Consider the following 17,414-nt stretch of genomic DNA (forward strand, 5'->3'; position numbering starts at 1 on the left):
CGCATCCCCGCGATTGGGCGGTTCCGCCGGGCCCTGCGGCCTGTGACCGCCCCGCCGCATCCCCGCCGTCCCGAGGGGCGGGCCTGCAACGCATGCTGGCGTCGGACGCGGTTTCGCGCTAGACGCCCCGGACCGCAGGAAAAGGAGTCCCCCCGAAATGGGTTACAAAGTCGTCGTTGCCGGCGCCACGGGCAATGTGGGCCGCGAAATGCTGAACATCCTGGACGAACGCCAGTTCCCCGTGGACGAGATCGCCGTGCTGGCATCGCGCCGCAGCCAGGGCACCGAGGTCAGCTTTGGCGACAAGACTTTGAAGATCAAGGACATCGAGCAGTTCGACTGGACCGGATGGGACATCGCGCTGTTCGCCATCGGGTCGGACGCCACCAAGATCCACGCCCCCAAGGCCGCGGCCGCGGGCTGCGTGGTGATCGACAACTCCTCGCTCTATCGCTACGACGCGGACGTGCCGCTGATCGTGCCGGAGGTGAACCCGGACGCGATCCACGGCTATGCCAAGAAGAACATCATCGCCAACCCCAACTGCTCGACCGCGCAGATGGTCGTGGCGCTGAAGCCGCTGCATGACCGCGCCCGCATCAAGCGGGTCGTCGTCTCGACCTATCAGTCGGTCAGCGGCGCGGGCAAGGACGGCATGGACGAGCTGTGGGACCAGACCAAGGGCATGTACGTCCCCGGTCAGGAAAAGCCCGCCAAGAAGTTCCAGAAGCAGATCGCCTTCAACGTGATCCCCCAGATCGACGTCTTCATGGAAGACGGCACGACCAAGGAGGAATGGAAGATGGTGGTCGAGACCAAGAAGATCATGGACCCGTCCATCAAGGTCACCGCGACCTGCGTGCGCGTCCCGGTCTTCGTCGGCCATTCCGAATCGATCAACGTCGAGTTCGAGGACTTCCTGGACGAGGACGAGGCCCGCGACATCCTGCGCGAGGCCCCCGGCGTCATGGTCGTCGACAAGCGCGAGCCCGGCGGCTACATCACGCCGATCGAATGCGTGGGTGAATACGCCACCTATGTCAGCCGCATCCGCCAGGACGGCACGGTCGAGAACGGCCTGAACCTGTGGTGCGTCAGCGACAACCTGCGCAAGGGCGCGGCGCTGAACGCGGTGCAGATCGCCGAGCTGCTGGGCAACCGCGTCCTGAAGAAGGGCTGAGCGGGTGTTCGACTGGATCACGGGGCTGCTTGAGGACGGCGGGGCCTGGGCCATCTTCGCCCTCATGCTGCTGGAGAACGTCTTCCCGCCGATCCCGTCGGAGCTGATCATGCCGCTGGCGGGGTTCAACGCCGCCCGCGGCGGCACGCCCCTGTGGCTGGCCATCCTGGCGGGCGGGCTCGGATCGACCCTGGGCGCCTGGTTCTGGTACGTGATCGGGCTGGCCTACGGGCCCGCCCGGATGCGCCGCGTCGTCGTCCGCTATGGACGCTGGCTGACCCTGACCCCGAGCGAGCTGACCTCGGCCGAGGGCTGGTTCGCGCGTCACGGCGGGGCGGCGGTGTTCTTCGGCCGCTTCCTGCCCACGATCCGCACGCTGATCTCGGTCCCGGCCGGGCTGGCGCAGATGCCGGTGGGGCGGTTCCTGCTGTTCACCGCCATCGGCAGCTTCATCTGGACGGGCGGGCTGGCCATCGCAGGCTATCTCCTGGAGAACGGCTATGAGGCCGTCAGCCACCTGATCGACCCGCTCTCCACGGCCATCGTGCTGGGCTTCGTCGCGCTCTATGTGTGGCGGGTGATCCGCTGGCGGCCCGACGCCTGAGGGCGCGGGCCGGGGGCCGATCTCAGATCGACACCCACCGGCGGCCGCCATCCTCGGCCTGCAGCAGCGTGCCCTCGCTGATGTCGTGCAGCAGGCCGTGCAGCGACATCTCTCCGGCCTCGACCGCGCTGCGCACGAAGGGGAAGGTCAGCAGGTTCTCGATCGAGACCAGCACCGCCTCGCGTTCCAGCGCGTCCACCTGATCGGCCGGGTCCAGGTCCTTCACCCGCTCGTATCCCGGGCGCAGGATGTCCATCCAGCGGCCGACAAAGCTGGTCTTCTCCTCCAGCTCGGGGGCGGCGCCCGAACACATGGCATGACATCCCGCCACGCCGCCGCAGCGGGTGTGGCCCACCACGATCAGATGGGACACCTTCAGCGCCGTCACCGCATATTCCACCGCGGCCGAGGTGCCGTGCTGCAACCCGTCGGGCGCATAGGCCGGCACCAGGTTCGCGATGTTGCGATGGATGAAGAACTCGCCCGAATCGGCGCCGAAGATGCTGGTGACATGCACGCGGCTGTCGCAGCACGAGATGACCATGGCGCGGGGGCGCTGGCCCTCGTTGGCCAGGCGGCGGAACCAGGCGGCGTTCTCGGAATAGGACGTCGCCTTCCAGCCGTGGTACCGCTTGGTCAGGTATTGCGGCAGCGGAGACAGGTTGTGCATCGGAACCTCGCTTTCGTTCCCGCGTGATAGGCCGGGTTTAGGACAAATTCGAGCCTTTTCTTGATCCGCCCTCAAGGCTTTCTTCACCGCTTGCCCCGCATGGTCGCCCGGTGCGGGGACAGATCCCTTCGGAGGTGCGGATGGCACAAATATCGGCTTTGGCCGTATCAGAGGCGGTTCGCGTGGACAGCCGCCGCGTGGCCGAGATCGTGGCCGAGCTGGGAGAGACGGCGGCGCAGCATGTGATCGGCCTGGCGCTGGAGCAGCTGGCCACGGCGCTGGCGGCGGTCGATCAGGCGCTGGACCGGGCCGACCGGGCGCAGGCGGTGGCGCATGCGGAACGCATCTCGCGCCTGGCCTGGCAGATCGGGCTGCTGTCGCTGGCGGGCGTGGCGATGGATCTGGGCAGCGCGGCCGAACGGGGCGACATGCCCGCGCTGGCCGCGATCCGCGCGCGGCTGATGCGGGTCGGCAACCGCTCGCTGACCGCGATCTGGGACCGGACCGCCCTGGCCTGACCGCCCGCGGGTTTCTGCACGACGTGCATCGCCCCGGTTGCGGCCGCCGGGCGCGGTCCTTAGGCTGGCGGTCCAACTGCCAAGGATCTGCCCATGACACCGGATTTCGCCCCCGCATCGGATGCCGCATTGCCGCTCTGGCTGGTTTGGGCGGGCGATCCTCTGCCCGACGATGCGGGCGGCTGGCCCGCGGCCTGCGGTTTCGCGGGCAAGGCCGGTCAGATCTGTCTGCTGCCCGATGCCGAGGGCGGGCTGCGCGGCGCGCTGATGGGGCTGGGCAGCCGGACCGATGCAGCGCGCGACCGCTTTCCGCTGGCCCGCGCTCATGCCCTGCCCCAGGGCGACTGGCGGCTGGCCGCCCTGCCCGACGGGCTGGACCCCGACCGGCTGGCCCTGGGCTGGCTTTTGGGTCAGTACCGCTTCACCCGCTACAAGGGCGCGCCGTCGCAGGGACCGCGGCTGGTCTGCCCCGAGGGCGTCGATGCCGCCCGCCTGCGCGCCATCGCCGGGGGCGAGTTCCTGACCCGCGACCTGATCAACACCCCGGCCAGCGATCTGGGCCCCGACCGGCTGGAGGCCGCCGCCCGCGCGCTGGCCAACGATTTGGGCGCGCGGATCGAGGTCATCTGCGGCGCGCAGCTTCTGAAGCAGAACTTCCCGCTGATCCACGCGGTCGGCCGCGCCTCGGCCATCGAGCCGCGGCTGATCGACATCCGCCTCGGCGACAGCGGCCCGATGCTGACCATCGTCGGCAAGGGCGTCTGCTTCGACACGGGCGGCCTGAACCTCAAGCCCGGCGCGTCGATGGGCCTGATGAAGAAGGACATGGGGGGCGCGGCGACCGCCCTCGGCCTCCTGTCGATGCTGGCGCGCAGCGGCGACGCCGCGGGCCTCCGCCTGCGCGTGCTGATCCCCGCGGTCGAGAACAGCGTCGCGGGCAATGCCTTCCGCCCCGGCGACATCCTCTCCAGCCGCAAGGGCCTGTCGGTCGAGGTGAACAACACCGACGCCGAGGGCCGCCTGGTCCTGGCCGATGCCATGACCTATGCCGCCGAGGAGGAGCCGGACCTGATGATCACCCTGGCCACGCTGACCGGCGCGGCGCGGGTGGCGCTCGGTCCCGACCTGCCGCCGCTCTACTGCGACGACGACGCGACCGCGACGGCCATCCAGGACGCGGGCATGGCGGTGGGCGATCCGCTGTGGCGCATGCCCTTCTGGGACGGCTACGAGCCGCAGATCGAACCGGGCATCGCCGATCTGGACAACGCGCCCGCGGGCGGGATGGCCGGGTCCATCACCGCGGCGCTGTTCCTGCGCCGCTTCGCCCAAGGCGCGGGCCGCTATGCGCATCTGGACATCTACGGCTGGCAGCCGGTGGCCGCGCCGGGCCGGCCCAAGGGCGGCGTGGGGCAGGGCGCCCGCGCCATCCTGGCCGCGCTGCCGCAGATCCTGGTGCGCTGATGGACCGCCGCCTGACCCCCGCCACCGACCGCGTCGCACTGGAAAGCCTGCGCGGCCTCCTGGACCGCCCCGCCTACACCGCTGGAGAGCCCGCGCGCCTGGCCGCGCCGCTGGCCGACCTGCTGACCGCGCCCGACGGCCGCCGCGACCGGCAGGTGATCTTCGGCGCCGACCTGACCGTGATCGAGACGCGGGGCGACATGGCCTTCGTGCAGGCCGCACTGGACGGCTATTGCGGCTGGCTGCCCGCCGCGGCGCTGACCCGCGACCTGCCGCCCGTCACCCATCGCGTGACCGCGCCCGCCACCCATGTCTATGCGGAACCCGACATGAAGCGCCCCGAGACCGTGCTGCTGACCATGGGCGCGCGCCTGTCCGTGGCTGCGGTCCAAGGTCGCTTCGCGCGGCTGGCGGGCGGGGGCTGGGTGCCGGTCCAGCATATCGGCGACCGGCCCGCATCCGATCCCGGCGCGGTGGCCGAAAGCCTCTTGGGCACGCCCTATCTCTGGGGCGGCAACAGCCGGTCCGGCATCGACTGCTCGGGCCTGGCGCAGGCCGCGCTGACCGCCTGCGGCATCGCCTGCCCCGGCGACAGCGACCTTCAGCGCGACGCCTTCCCCGCGACCGACGGCATCGATCGGGGCGACCTGCTGTTCTGGCCGGGCCATGTCGCGCTGGCCCTGTCGCCGGAGCTGATGATCCACGCGACCGCCTGGACCATGAACGTCACGCTGGAGCCCATCCGCGACGCGATCGCGCGCATCGATGCGGCGGGCGAAGGCCCGTTCCAGGGTGCGCGCCGCCCTTCTTCTTCATGACAATATCCCGGGGGAGTCCCGCAGGGACGGGGGCAGCGCCCCCAGCCCGCCCTAGAGGTTGAACACCCGCTCGGGCTGCACCAGCCCGCCCTGATAGCGGCCGATGCAGACCGGGCCTGCGGCATCGCTGACCCAGACCAGCTCGCCCCATTCCGCGCTGCCGGTCACCTGGCCGGGATTGCCGTTGCGGATGCGGATGGCGCCCTCGGTCGTGGCGCGCAGCATCGGCAGATCGGCCAGCCCCGTCTCCAGCGGCAGAACTTGCGTGTCCAGCCAATCCTGCGCCTCGCGGTCCACGCGGTCGAAGGCCACGCCATGCTCGGCCTCGAAGGGCCCCGACCAGGTGCGGCGCAGATGCGCGACATGGCCCAGGCAACCCAGCTCGCGCCCCAGATCCCGCGCGATCGAGCGCACATAGCCGCCCTTGCCGCAGACCATCTCCAGCCGCGCCCAGCCCTCGCCCGCCTCCAGCAGCGTCAGGCTGTCCACCCAGAGGGGCCGGGCGACCAGCTCCATCTCGACCCCCTCGCGCGCCAGGTCATAGGCGCGCTCGCCCTCGACCTTGACGGCGGAAAAGGCGGGCGGGACCTGCATGATGTCGCCGGTGAACCCGGCCAGGGCGGCGCGGACCTGATCCTCGCTCGGGCGGGCGTCGGCCGTGCGCACCACCGTGCCGGAGGCATCGTCGGTCGTGGTCTCGGACCCCCAGGTCACCACGAAGTCATAGCATTTCAGCGCGTCCGTCACGATCGGCACGGTCTTGGTCGCCTCGCCCAGGGCGACGGCCAGCACGCCGGTCGCATCGGGGTCCAGTGTCCCGGCATGGCCCGCCTTCTTTGCGTCCAACGCCCATCGCACCTTGGCCACAACCGCGGTCGAATTGACCCCGGCGGGCTTGTCCACGATCAGCCAGCCGTTGACGTCCCGGCCCTTCTTGCGCGCCATGCTCACTCCTGCGAAAATCAAGGGCCGGGGGATAGACCCGCGGCCCGCACGGGTCAACCGTCCTGCTCGACCAGGCCGATGATCGGCCCCATGCTGCGCCCGAAATCCGCCCGCCGCACCGACGGCGCATAAAGCCGCGAGATCGAGCCGTCGAAATAGAGCGCATCGCGCACGCCCAGGCCATCGCGGAACAGCCGCCCGAACTCGTGGAACGTCACCGGCCGGCTGGAGATCGCGAACCACGCCGTCCGCCCGTCGGGTGAGACGCCCACGCCGTTGCGGATATAGCGGCTGTCGCTGTCGGGCAGGAATCGCGGATGCAGGTCCCCGTCGATGACCAGCATCGGCCCCGACTGCGTGGCCAGCCGGCAATCGGGCCGCGTCTCGGCGAAGGCGCGCGATTCGATCACCTGGAAGGGCCGCTCGCCGCCGGTGCAGAAGACGCCGTTGGGCAGCATGCCGAAGTTGTCGCGGCTGGCCCCGGTCACGATCGGCGACCGCTCCTCCCCGTCCACGACCAGAAGGCCCACGGGCCGGTAATCGGCATGGAACATGCCCGCGTTCATGGCAAAGGACAGCGTCTCGTCGGGTCCGAGCGTCCGGCGCACATTGGCGAAATTGCGCAGCGGCGCGCCGTCCGGGCCGTCCTGGAACAGCCGCAGCGCGGGCTCCTGATCGGCCGGGACCTCGCAGAGGACATAGCCCTGGCCGTCATGGTCGATGCGCCGGCAATCGGCGGCGGCGGCGGGCAGGGCCATCGCCACCAGCGCGCCCAGGGCCACCGCCAGCAGGCGCGGCAGGTCAGGCGTCATCGCCATCCCGCTCCTGGGCCTCGACGTCGCGGCGCACGCGCTCGTCCTCGAACAGGCGGCGGGTGTCGTCCATGCGGTCGAAGGTCTCGTCCAGCTGGAAGCGCAGCTCGGGCGCGAATTTCAGGGTCATGGCCTTGGCGACCAGATGGCGCAGCTCGGGCGTGTTGCGGCGCAGCGCGGCCAGCGCCTCGGGCGCGTCGCGCCCCCCCAGGGGCAGCACATAGGCCGTCGCCACCTTGAGGTCGGTGGACATCGACACCTCGGCCACGGTGATCGAGTGGCGGTTCAGATCCGGGTCATGCACATCGGCGCGCGCAAGCACGTCCGACAAAGTGCGGCGGATCAGTTCGCCCACGCGCAGCTGGCGCTGTTTGGGGCCTTGGGAGTTGCGGTTCTGTGCCATGCGCCCCGATGTAGGGGGTCGCGGGGCGCGCCGCAACCTTGTATCACGCGCCAAAGCCAGCAGAGGTGGACCATGAGCGATCTTCAGAACACCGACCAACCGATGCGCCCGGGCGTCGTGGTCACCGGCGCCTCGGGGCGCATGGGACAGATGCTGATCCGGCTGATCCTGGACAATCCCGACCTGCGGCTGGTGGGGGCGCTGGACCGGCCCGGCCACCCCTGGATCGGACAAGACATCGGCACCGCCATGGGGGCTGCGCCCGCCGGCGTCGCGGTCAGCGACGATGCGGTGACGGCCATCGCGCAGGCGCAGGCGGTGATCGACTTCACCGCGCCCGACGCGACCGTGGCCTTTGCCGAACTGACCGCGCAAGCCCGCGCCGTCCACGTGATCGGCACCACGGGGTTCGAGGGCCATCACCTGGCCGCGCTGAAGGCCGCCGCGCGGCACGCGCCGATCATCCGGGCGGGCAACATGAGCCTGGGCGTCAACCTGCTGATGGGCCTGACCCGCCGCGTCGCCGCCGCCCTGGGCGAGGATTGGGACATCGAGGTGGTCGAGAGCCACCATCGCCACAAGGTCGACGCCCCCTCGGGCACCGCGCTGATGCTGGGCGAAGCCGCGGCGCAGGGGCGCGGCGCATCGCTGGACGATCTGCGCGTGCCCGCGCGCGAGGGGATCACCGGCGCGCGCCAGCCCGGCAGCATCGGCTTTGCCGCGATCCGGGGTGGCGACGTGGTGGGCGAGCACGACGTGATCTTCGCCGCCGAGGGCGAGCGCATCGTGCTGCGCCACCTGGCGACCGACCGCGCGATCTTCGCGCGCGGCGCGATCCGCGCGGCGATCTGGGGTCAGGACAAGGGGCCCGGCGAATACGACATGCTGGACGTGCTGGGCCTTCAGGGCTGACCCGCCGGTTGGATGGAGCAGCAGCCGCTGAGGAGCGTGGTGCCTTCCTCGCCCTCGATCACGACCAGCGCCTGAAGCCCGAACAGCCGGTCCGACATGCCGTCCGAGCAGAGCTGCGGCGTGCTGGTCAGGGTCATGCCCGGCGCCGTCACGGCGCGGGTCGGGTCACGGAACACGCCGGTGGACCGCACCGCGCGCAGCGGGCGCGTATCGTCCGGCAGACCGGGCATGGCGGTCACCAGCTGATCGCCCTGCGGGATCACCGTCCAGAAGGGTTCGGTCCCGAAGCATTGCCAGCCCGCGGGCAGGGCGTCCTCCTCCCAGACATCGGTGCGATAGTCCAGGAACCGCAGCGACACCCAGCCCGACCCCTCGCCCGTGTTGACCCGGCCCCAGCCCCGGCGTTCCTCGACCACCTCGATGCCCGTGGCGTCGGGGGCCAGCGTGCCGATGACGGGCGCGCTGCCGTTCGGATCGGCGCGGATGTTCAGCACGTCGCCCGGGGCCACGCGGGCCACGTCGAACAGCGTCGGCAGGATGTATTCCTGGGTGGCCAGCGCGGGCGTGGCCGACAGCATCAGGGCAAGGGCGGTGCGGATCATGGGGCCTCCTGTTTCGGTCAGCCTAGCGCGGCGCGCGCGCGGCCGCATCCCACGGTTGCTTGACCGGTTCCCCCCGGCGCCCCGACCCGCTAGAACCGGGCCATGAGCACATGCGTGACCGCCGATGAGACCCTGACCGCCGCCCTTGCGCGGATGCTGGCCGCGCAGATCGCGCCGCCCGCCACGATCCTGCTGGAGGGGCCGGTGGGGGCGGGAAAGACGCACTTCGCCCGCGCCTTCATCCGCGCCCGCCAGGGCGATCGGGCCGAGGACGTGCCCAGCCCGACCTTCACCCTGGTCCAGACCTATGACGACCCGATTGGCACGCAGATCTGGCACGCCGACCTCTATCGCCTGACCGACCCGTCCGAGCTGTCCGAGCTGGGCCTGGACGAGGCGATGGAGGAGGCGATCTGCCTGATCGAATGGCCCGACCGGCTGGACCCGGTGCCGCCCGGCGCCTGGCGCATCACGCTGGCGCCCGAGGCGGACCCCGACCTGCGGCGGATCACGCTGGACCTGCCCGATGCGGGCCGTCTGGCCGCCCGCGCTGCCTTCGTCGTGGCGGCGGGACAGGCCGAGGCGCGGGTCGTGCCCCTGGCGGGCGACGCCTCGGCCCGGCGATACTTCCGGCTGCCCGGCGTGGGGGTGCTGATGGACGATCCGTCGGGATCGGTCGCGCCTTTCCTGGCGATGACCGACTGGCTGCGGGGCCGCGGCTTCGGCGCGCCCGCCGTGCTGGCGCAGGATGCCGCGCAGGGGTTCCTGCTGCTGGAGGATCTGGGCGACGATCTGGTCGCCCGCGTGCTGGAACGCGCCCCGGCCCTGGCCCCGAAGATCCACGACCGCATCACCGACCTGCTGATCGACCTGCACCGCCAGCCCGTCCCGGATTTCGTGGCGCCGCTGGACGGGCCTGCCTTGGGCGATCTGGCGGCGCTGTTCGTCGAATACTATCCCGACGCCGACCTGCCCGGCCTGCCCGCGCTGATCGCGGACCTGCATGACCGGCTGTGCGCCGACCTGCCCCCGGCGATCAGCCTGCGCGATTTCCATGCCGAGAACCTGGTCTGGCGCGGCGACGCCCCCCTGGGCCTGCTGGACTATCAGGACGCGGTGGCGGCGCACCCGGCCTATGATCTGGTGTCCGCCCTGCAGGACGCCCGGCGCGACGTGGACCCGGCCACCGAACAGGCGCAGATTGCCCGCTATCTGGCCGCGACCGGCGCGGCGGAGGCGCCGTTCCGCGCCGCCTATGCGCTGATCGGGGCGCAGCGGGCGCTGCGCATCCTGGGGGTCTTTGCCCGGCTGGCCATCCGCGACGGCAAGGCGCGTTACCTGGACTTCATGCCGCGGGTCTGGGCCAACCTTCAGCGCGACCTGACCCATCCCGCGCTGGCTCCGCTGGCTGCGATGCTGGCAAAGGTGCCCGCCCCCGATGCCGCCTTGCGCGAAAGGATCGCCCGATGCCGCCCCTGATGATCTTTGCCGCGGGCCTGGGCACGCGGATGCGGCCCCTGACCGACGACCGCCCCAAGCCGCTGATCGCGGTCGCGGGCCGCACCCTGCTGGACCGCTCGCTGGACATGGCGCGCGCCGCGGGCGTGGGGCCGGTGGTCGTGAACGCGCATTACAAGGCCGCCCAGATCGAACGCCACCTGCAGCACCGCGACGTGGCCGTCAGCCTGGAACCGGAGGTGATCCTGGACACCGGCGGCGGGCTGCGCCAGGCGCTGCCGCTGCTGGGCACGGGTCCGGTGCTGACGCTGAACCCGGACGTGGTCTGGACCGGGCCGAACGTGCTGGCGGCGCTGGTCTCGGCCTGGGACGACCGCATGGACGCGCTGCTGGCGCTGGTGCCGCTGGACCGGGCGACGGGGCGGCAGGGGACGGGCGATTTCGACCTGGATGGCGGCCGCCTGATCCGGCGGGGCGATTACGTCTATGGCGGGGCGCAGATGATCCGGACCGACCGGCTGGCCGCGATTCCGGAGCGCGCCTTTTCGCTGAACCGGCTGTGGGACCTGATGATCGCGGATGGGCGCGCCTATGGCATGGTCCATCCAGGCGGCTGGTGCGACGTGGGCTATCCCGCGGCCATCCCCCTGGCCGAAGGGCTGCTGCGTGGCTGAGATGCGCGGCCTCTATGCCCTGCCCTCCGGCGTGGATTTCGCCGAGTGCTTCGTGCAGGGCCTCCTGGAACGGATGGCCGATCAGCCGCCCGAGGCCCTGGCCCGCGTCACCGTCTTTGTGAACGCGGCGCCTACGCGCGGCGCGCTGTTCCGGGCCTTCGACCGGGCGGGGCCGCTGCTGCTGCCGCAGATCCGCTCGATCACCGGGATCGATCCGGGGCCGTTGGTCATGCCCGACCCGCCGGTGCCGCCCCTGGCGCGGCGGCTGCAGCTGGCGCGGCTGATCGCGCGGATGCTGGCCCTGCGCCCCGATCTGGGGGCGGGCCATTCCATCCCCGTGCTGGCGCAGTCCCTGTCGCAGCTGATGGTCGAGATGCAGACCGAAGGCCGCAGCCTGTCGGACCTGGAGGCGATCGACGCCGGCGATCACGCGCGCCACTGGCAGAACGCGCTGGCCTTCCTGCGCATCGCGGCCGAGTTCCACCTGGGCGATCCGTCCCGCGACCGCCCCGCCCGCCAGCGCGCCGCGGCCGAGGCCGCCGCCCGCGACTGGCCGCAGGGGATCGATCTGCCGCAGGGGCCGGTCATCGTCGCGGGCTCCACCGGGTCGCACGGCGCGACGCGGCTGTTCATGCAGGCCGTCGCGGCGCTGCCCGACGGGGCCGTGGTGCTGCCGGGCTTCGACTTCGATCAGCCGGACGCTGTCTGGGAGGGGTTGGAGCGCGCCGACGACCACCCGCAGGCGCGCTTTGCGCCGCTGATCGCGGCTGCAGGGCGGCCGCGGCTCTGGACCGCGGCCAAGCCTCCGTCGGTCGCGCGCAACCGGCTGGTGTCCTTGGCGCTGCGGCCCGCGCCGGTCACCGACCAGTGGATCGCCGAAGGCCCCGCTTTGCCCGATCTGGTCGAGGCCACGGCCGCGCTGACCCTGATCGAGGCCGACCAGCCCGGCCAGGAGGCCGAGACCATCGCGCTGATCATGCGCGACGCCGCCGAACGCGATGGCGAGCAGATCACCCTCATCGCCGCCGACAGCGGGCTGATCCGGCGCGTCACGGCGGCGCTGGACCGCTGGCACATCCGCCCCGACGACAGCGCGGGCCGTCCCCTGCCCCTCACCGCGCCGGGCCTGTTCCTGCGTCAGGTGGCGGCGCTGTTCGGCCAGGCCCTGACCATCGACCGGCTGCTGATCCTGCTGAAGCATCCGCTGACCGCGACCGGATCGACCGCGCTGCCGCGCAACGAGATGCTGCGCCAGACCCGCGAGCTGGAGCTGCAGCTGCGCCGCCACGGCCCGGCCTTTCCGGACGCCGCGGCGCTGGCCGATTGGGCCGACAGGGGCGACGCGGTGCGCAAGCTGTGGGCGGGCTGGCTGTCCGCGATGCTGGCGCGGATCACCGCCGTCGCGCGCGACCGTGCGCCCCGCCCCCTGCCCGACCGGCTGGCCGACATGCTGGACCTGGCCTGCGCGCTGGCCGCCGGGCCGGAGGGCGACGCCCAGCAGTCGCGGCTGTGGCAGGACAAGGCGGGCCAGATGGCGCGCGCCGTGCTGGACCACCTGTCCGAGCACGCGGCGGAGGGTCCCGATATCGGCCCCGCCGATTTCAGCGCCCTGCTGGTGACCGAGCTTCAGGCCAAGGCGGTGCGCGACGATGTCGAGGCGCATCACTGCCTGCGCATCCACGGCCCGCGCGAGGCGCGCCTGCACGGCCACGGCACCGTCATCCTGTCGGGCCTGAACGAGGGCGGCTGGCCGCAGCCTTTGTCTCCCGACCCGTGGCTGTCGCGCCAGATGCGCGCGGCGGCGGGCCTGCCGCTGCCGGAACGCCAGATCGGGCTGGCCGCGCATGACTTTCAGCAGGCCGTCGCCGCGGACCGGGTGATCCTGACCCGCGCGCGGCGCGACGCCGAGGCCGAGACGATTCCGTCGCGCTGGCTGAACCGGATGCTGAACCTGATGGGCGGCCTGCCCGAGCGGCGCGGCCCCGAGGCCCTGGCCGCGATGCGCGCGCGGGGCAACCGCTGGCTGGCCTTGGCCGAGGCTGTGGCCCGCCCGCCCGCGCAGGTCGCGCCCGCCGCGCGCCCCTCTCCGATTCCGCCGGGACGGCCGTTCAAGGATCTGCCGGTGACGGATGTGTCGCTGCTGATCCGCGACCCCTATGCGGTCTATGCCAAGCGCGTGCTGGGCCTGCGCCCCCTGCCCGCGCTGCGGCCCCAGCCCGATGCCGCGCTGCGCGGACAGACCCTGCACGCCATCGTCGAGGACCTGCTGAAGGCCCGTCCTGATCCGGACATGGCGCCCGAGGCGCTCAAGGCGCAGTTCCTGAAGGTCACCGCGCGTAAGCTGGCCGAGGACGTGCCTTGGCCCGCCGCCCGCGCCTTCTGGCAGGCGCGCATCGCGGGCATCGCCGACCGGATCGTCGCCGACGAGCTGGCCCGCCTGGCCGAGGGCCGGCCCGTCATCGTCGAGAACCATGGCCGCGTCGCCCTGGCCGGGATGGACGTGGTGCTGACCGCCAAGCCCGACCGGATCGACCTGCTCAGCGACGGGCAGGTGATGGTCTATGACTACAAGTCCGGCACGCCCCCCACCGACGCGATGATCCGCCATTTCGACAAGCAGCTGATGCTGGAGGCCGCGATGGCGCGGCGTGGCGGGTTCGACGCGCTGGGTCCGGTGGACGTGGCGGGCATCCGCTATATCCAGCTGGGCGGCGAGGGGCGGACCTTCGCCCGCGCCCATGATCCGGGCCTGGAGGCCGAGACCTGGGACGGGTTCGTGCGCCTGATGCAGGCCTATCTGACCGGAGAGGCGGGCTTCACCGCCATGCGCGCGCCGCAGCTGTCCGCCTATGCGGGCGATTACGACCATCTGGCGCGATACGGCGAATGGGCGCTGACCGATGCGGCGGAACCGCGAAAGGTGGGCGATCACGATGGATGAGGCGACGCGGAACCAGATCGCGGCGGCGGACCCGCTGCGGTCCACTTGGCTGACAGCCAATGCCGGATCGGGCAAGACGCGGGTGCTGACCGACCGGGTGGCGCGGCTGCTGCTGGCGGGCACCCCGCCCGAGCGCATCCTGTGCCTGACCTATACCAAGGCCGCCGCGACCGAGATGCAGAACCGCCTGCTGGCGCGGCTTGGCCGATGGGCGATGCTGTCCGAGCCTGACCTGCGCCTTGAGCTGGCGCAGCTGGGCGAGGGGGGCGACCCGGACCTGCCCGCCGCAAGGCGCCTCTTCGCCCGCGCGATCGAGACGCCGGGCGGCCTCAAGGTGCAGACCATCCACAGCTTCTGCGCCGCCGTCCTGCGCCGCTTTCCGCTGGAGGCGGGCGTGCCGATGGGGTTCGCGGAGCTGGACGACCGCAGCGCCCGCGCGCTGCGCGCCGAGATCGTCGAGGAGATGGCCGAGGAGGGTCATCCCGCCATCGCCGACCTGACCCGCCTGCATGGCGGCGAGGATCTGGACGGGTTCCTGGCCGGGCTGTCGCTGCCCGATTACGCCCATGCGCCGGACGCAGCCGCGATCTGGGCTGCGCTGGACCTGCCGCCCGGCCTGACGGCGGATGCGCTGCTGGCGCGGGTCTTCACCGATGCCGAGGCCGATCTGGCCGATACCCTGATCCCGGTGCTGCGGACCGGCAAGGCGACCGACGCCAAGCTGGCCGAGGCGCTGGCCCAGGTGACCTGGCGCGATCCCGGCATGGCCGATCTGGAGCGGCTGTTCGGCTGCCTGCTTTACGGCAAGGACGCCAAGGTCCCCTTCGGCGCCAAGATCGGCGCCCTGCCGACCAAGGACCTGCGGACGGGTGCCTGTGCGCCCTTCATGGCGGATCTGGAGGCGCTGATGGAGCGGGTGGAGCTGGCCCGCCCGGATGCGCTGGCCCTGTCGGCGGCCGAGCGCACGCTGGCGCTGCACCGCTTCGGGCACGCCTTCGCGACCCGGATGCAGGCCGCCAAGGCCGCACAGGGCTGGCTGGATTTCGACGACCTGATCCGCCGCACCGCCGAACTGCTGGAGGAATCCAGCATGGCGCAATGGGTGCTGTGGCGTCTGGATGGCGGCATCGACCACATCCTGGTCGATGAGGCCCAGGACACCAGCCCCGAGCAATGGCGCGTGATCCGCCGCCTGACCGACGAATTCACCAGCGGCGCGGGCGCGCATGACCGGCCGCGCACCCTGTTCGTGGTGGGCGATCCGAAACAGTCGATCTATTCCTTCCAGGGCGCCGACATCGCGGTCTTCGAGGCGATGCGCGACCGCTTCGCCGCCGATTTTCAGGCCGTACAGGCGCCGATGCAGCAGCGCGGGCTGGCCCACAGCTTCCGGTCGTCGCCGGCGGTGCTGGCGCTGGTCGATGCGGTCTTTCAGGGAGAGGCCGCGGCGGGCCTGGGCGATCCGCCCCGCCACGTCGCCTTCCGCGACGCGCTGCCGGGGCGCGTGGACATCTGGCCCGCCCTGCCCCAGCCCGACAAGGCCGAGCCCGAGGATTGGACCCGGCCCGTCGATGCGCCATCCGAGAACGACGCCTACACGCAGCTGGCCCGGCTGATCGCCGCGCGCATCCGCGCCATGCTGGGCACGCCCATCCTGGACGCGAAGTCGGGTCGGCCGCGCCCGATCCATGCGGGCGACATCCAGATTCTGGTGCAGCGGCGTGGCACGCTGTTCGCGGCGCTGATCGCGGCGCTGAAATCCGCGGGCCTGCCGGCGGCGGGTGCGGACCGGCTGCGCCTGGCGGGCGAACTGGCCGTGCGCGACATCGTAGCTGTTCTGTCGGTGCTGGCCACGCCCGAGGATGACCTCTCGCTGGCCGCGGCGCTGCGCTCGCCGCTGTTCGGGCTGTCCGAGGATGACCTCTATCGGCTGGCGGCGGGGCGCGCCAAGCGGGAATACCTATGGATGCGGCTGCGCGAATCGCGCCATGTCGCGGCGCAGGCGGTCCTGAACGACCTGGCGGGGCAGGCCGACTATCTGCGCCCGCATGACCTGATCGCGCGGCTGCTGACCCGGCACGGGGGGCGTGCGGCGCTGCTGGCGCGGCTTGGCCCCGAGGCGGTGGACGGCATCGATGAGCTGATGTCCCAGGCCCTGGCCTATGAGCAGGTCGAGACGCCCTCCCTGACCGGTTTCCTGGTCTGGCTGGCCAGCGACGAGGTCGAGGTCAAGCGCCAGCTGCCCGGCGGCGCGGGCGGGCTGATCCGGGTGATGACGGTGCATGGCTCCAAGGGCCTGGAAAGCCCCGTCGTGATCCTGCCCGAGACGCAGCTGCGCAAGCCGAACAACCGCCAGCCCCTGGTGCGGCTGGACGGGATGCCCGTCTGGCGCGGCGCGGCGCCCGAGCGCTGCGACGCGGTGGCGATGGCCGTGGCCGAGTGGCAGACCCGGCAGGAGGAGGAGCGGCGGCGGCTGCTTTACGTCGCGATGACGCGGGCCGAAAGCTGGCTGATCGTGGCCGCCGCCGGAGAGACGGGCGAGGGGCTGGACAGCTGGCACGCCATGGTGGCCGAGGGCGCGGGCCGCGCCGCGCTGGACCGCGGGGACCTGCCGGTCGAGGGGCTGGGCACCGGCCTGCGCCTGTCCTGGGGGGACTGGCCCGACCAGGCCGAGGCCGCCCCTTCCGTCGTGGTGCAGCCGGTCGCCGCACCGGACTGGGCGCTGCGCATGCCGCCCCCCGCGCCCGATTTCGTGGCCCCCGTCACCGCCAGCGGGCTGGGCGGGGCCAAGGTCCTGACCCCCACCAGCGCGGGCGACCGCGACGCGGCCATGCTGCGCGGCACCCGGCTGCATCTGCTGCTGGAGCATCTGCCGGGCCATCCTGCGCCGGACTGGCCCCGCATCGCCCGCGCGATCCTGGCCGGGGCCGAGGGCGGTCTGCCCGATGCGCCCGAGCTGGACGACCTGCTGGAGGAGGCGCGCGCGGTCCTGACCGCCCCGGCGCTGGAGGCGCTGATGCAGCCCGGACCGGGCGCGCAGGTCCTGTCCGAGGTCGCGCTGACCGCGCCCGTCACGGGGCTGGGGGTGCTGAACGGGGTGATCGACCGGCTGGTCGTGACCGAGGCGCTGATCACCGCCGTCGATTACAAGACCAATGCCGACGTGCCCGCGACCCCCGAGGCCGTCCCCCTGGGCATCCTGCGGCAGATGGCGGCCTATCGCGCGGCGCTGCGCGGCATCTGGCCGGACCGGCCCCTGCGCATGGCGGTCCTGTGGACCGCGACGCGCAGCCTGATGACCCTGCCCGACGCGCTTCTGGACCGGGTGATGGCCGAACTGGCCCCCGTCCCTTGACCAAAGCCCCCCCCGCCCATAGCTGTTGGGCATCCCGTCCTGCCGGTCCTGCCGGCCC

General features: G+C 72.0%; 15 protein-coding genes. 10 read left to right on the forward strand and 5 right to left on the reverse strand.

What is annotated here, in order from left to right; genetic code table 11:
- The first annotated feature begins 157 nt into the window (after nucleotides 1-157).
- On the forward strand, nucleotides 158-1,180 hold the full coding sequence (locus tag AACG61_RS00565; RefSeq protein WP_411838088.1) for an aspartate-semialdehyde dehydrogenase: 1,023 nt from the start codon (nucleotides 158-160) through the stop codon (nucleotides 1,178-1,180).
- 4 nt (nucleotides 1,181-1,184) lie between these two features.
- Nucleotides 1,185-1,784 carry a DedA family protein gene (locus AACG61_RS00570; protein ID WP_411838089.1) on the forward strand — a complete coding sequence of 200 codons (600 nt, stop codon included), beginning with the start codon at nucleotides 1,185-1,187 and terminating at the stop codon, nucleotides 1,782-1,784.
- A 22-nt stretch (nucleotides 1,785-1,806) separates the two neighbouring features.
- Here AACG61_RS00570 and AACG61_RS00575 read toward each other — a convergent pair whose 3' ends face one another.
- Entirely contained in the window at nucleotides 1,807-2,454 is a 648-nt protein-coding gene (locus AACG61_RS00575) for a carbonic anhydrase (protein ID WP_411838090.1), read from the reverse strand.
- 182 nt (nucleotides 2,455-2,636) lie between these two features.
- Between AACG61_RS00575 and AACG61_RS00580 the strand changes: the two genes are divergently transcribed.
- From AACG61_RS00580 to AACG61_RS00590, 3 genes are all read left to right on the forward strand, one after another.
- Nucleotides 2,637-2,972: a hypothetical protein gene (locus tag AACG61_RS00580; RefSeq protein WP_411838091.1), complete on the forward strand. Its 336-nt coding sequence runs from the start codon at nucleotides 2,637-2,639 to the stop codon at nucleotides 2,970-2,972.
- Nucleotides 2,973-3,065: 93 nt separating this feature from the next.
- The gene (locus tag AACG61_RS00585) at nucleotides 3,066-4,436 is read left to right on the forward strand and encodes a leucyl aminopeptidase family protein (protein ID WP_411838092.1); all 1,371 of its coding nucleotides are present in this window, start codon (nucleotides 3,066-3,068) and stop codon (nucleotides 4,434-4,436) included.
- Nucleotides 4,436-5,254 (forward strand): NlpC/P60 family protein, encoded by an 819-nt coding sequence (locus AACG61_RS00590; RefSeq protein WP_411838093.1) that lies wholly within the window; start codon nucleotides 4,436-4,438, stop codon nucleotides 5,252-5,254. The genes AACG61_RS00585 and AACG61_RS00590 overlap by 1 nt, the downstream gene beginning before the upstream one ends.
- A 51-nt stretch (nucleotides 5,255-5,305) precedes the next feature.
- Here AACG61_RS00590 and truB read toward each other — a convergent pair whose 3' ends face one another.
- From truB to rbfA, 3 genes are read right to left on the reverse strand one after another with little or no spacing between them, the layout of a single operon-like run.
- On the reverse strand, nucleotides 5,306-6,199 hold the full coding sequence (gene truB / locus AACG61_RS00595; protein ID WP_411838094.1) for a tRNA pseudouridine(55) synthase TruB: 894 nt from the start codon (nucleotides 6,197-6,199) through the stop codon (nucleotides 5,306-5,308).
- A gap of 53 nt (nucleotides 6,200-6,252) precedes the next feature.
- The gene (locus tag AACG61_RS00600) at nucleotides 6,253-7,011 is read right to left on the reverse strand and encodes a phosphodiester glycosidase family protein (RefSeq protein WP_411839546.1); all 759 of its coding nucleotides are present in this window, start codon (nucleotides 7,009-7,011) and stop codon (nucleotides 6,253-6,255) included.
- A complete protein-coding gene (gene rbfA, locus AACG61_RS00605; protein ID WP_411838095.1) occupies nucleotides 7,001-7,414 on the reverse strand; it encodes a 30S ribosome-binding factor RbfA in 414 nt (137 codons plus the stop codon). Before rbfA ends, AACG61_RS00600 begins: the two co-directional genes overlap by 11 nt.
- 72 nt (nucleotides 7,415-7,486) lie before the next feature.
- Between rbfA and dapB the strand changes: the two genes are divergently transcribed.
- On the forward strand, nucleotides 7,487-8,326 hold the full coding sequence (gene dapB / locus AACG61_RS00610; protein ID WP_411838096.1) for a 4-hydroxy-tetrahydrodipicolinate reductase: 840 nt from the start codon (nucleotides 7,487-7,489) through the stop codon (nucleotides 8,324-8,326).
- On the opposite strand, the gene AACG61_RS00615 is transcribed toward dapB, so the two are convergent.
- Nucleotides 8,317-8,928: an SH3 domain-containing protein gene (locus AACG61_RS00615; protein ID WP_411838097.1), complete on the reverse strand. Its 612-nt coding sequence runs from the start codon at nucleotides 8,926-8,928 to the stop codon at nucleotides 8,317-8,319. The genes dapB and AACG61_RS00615 overlap by 10 nt on opposite strands.
- A gap of 102 nt (nucleotides 8,929-9,030) precedes the next feature.
- On the opposite strand from AACG61_RS00615, the gene tsaE reads away from it, so the two are divergent.
- The 4 genes from tsaE to addA are packed head-to-tail and all read left to right on the forward strand — an operon-like array spanning nucleotide 9,031 to nucleotide 17,356.
- A complete protein-coding gene (gene tsaE / locus AACG61_RS00620) occupies nucleotides 9,031-10,407 on the forward strand; it encodes a tRNA (adenosine(37)-N6)-threonylcarbamoyltransferase complex ATPase subunit type 1 TsaE (RefSeq protein WP_411838098.1) in 1,377 nt (458 codons plus the stop codon).
- Nucleotides 10,395-11,060, forward strand: a complete 666-nt coding sequence (locus tag AACG61_RS00625; RefSeq protein ID WP_411838099.1) for a nucleotidyltransferase family protein — start codon at nucleotides 10,395-10,397, stop codon at nucleotides 11,058-11,060. Before tsaE ends, AACG61_RS00625 begins: the two co-directional genes overlap by 13 nt.
- 1 nt (nucleotide 11,061) lies before the next feature.
- Nucleotides 11,062-14,001 carry a double-strand break repair protein AddB gene (addB, locus tag AACG61_RS00630; RefSeq protein WP_411839547.1) on the forward strand — a complete coding sequence of 980 codons (2,940 nt, stop codon included), beginning with the start codon at nucleotides 11,062-11,064 and terminating at the stop codon, nucleotides 13,999-14,001.
- Nucleotides 13,994-17,356 carry a double-strand break repair helicase AddA gene (addA, locus tag AACG61_RS00635; RefSeq protein WP_411838100.1) on the forward strand — a complete coding sequence of 1,121 codons (3,363 nt, stop codon included), beginning with the start codon at nucleotides 13,994-13,996 and terminating at the stop codon, nucleotides 17,354-17,356. Before addB ends, addA begins: the two co-directional genes overlap by 8 nt.
- The last annotated feature ends 58 nt before the right edge of the window (nucleotides 17,357-17,414 follow it).

The sequence above is a fragment of the Paracoccus sp. ME4 genome (assembly GCF_046736325.1).
Classification (GTDB): Bacteria; Pseudomonadota; Alphaproteobacteria; order Rhodobacterales; family Rhodobacteraceae; genus Paracoccus.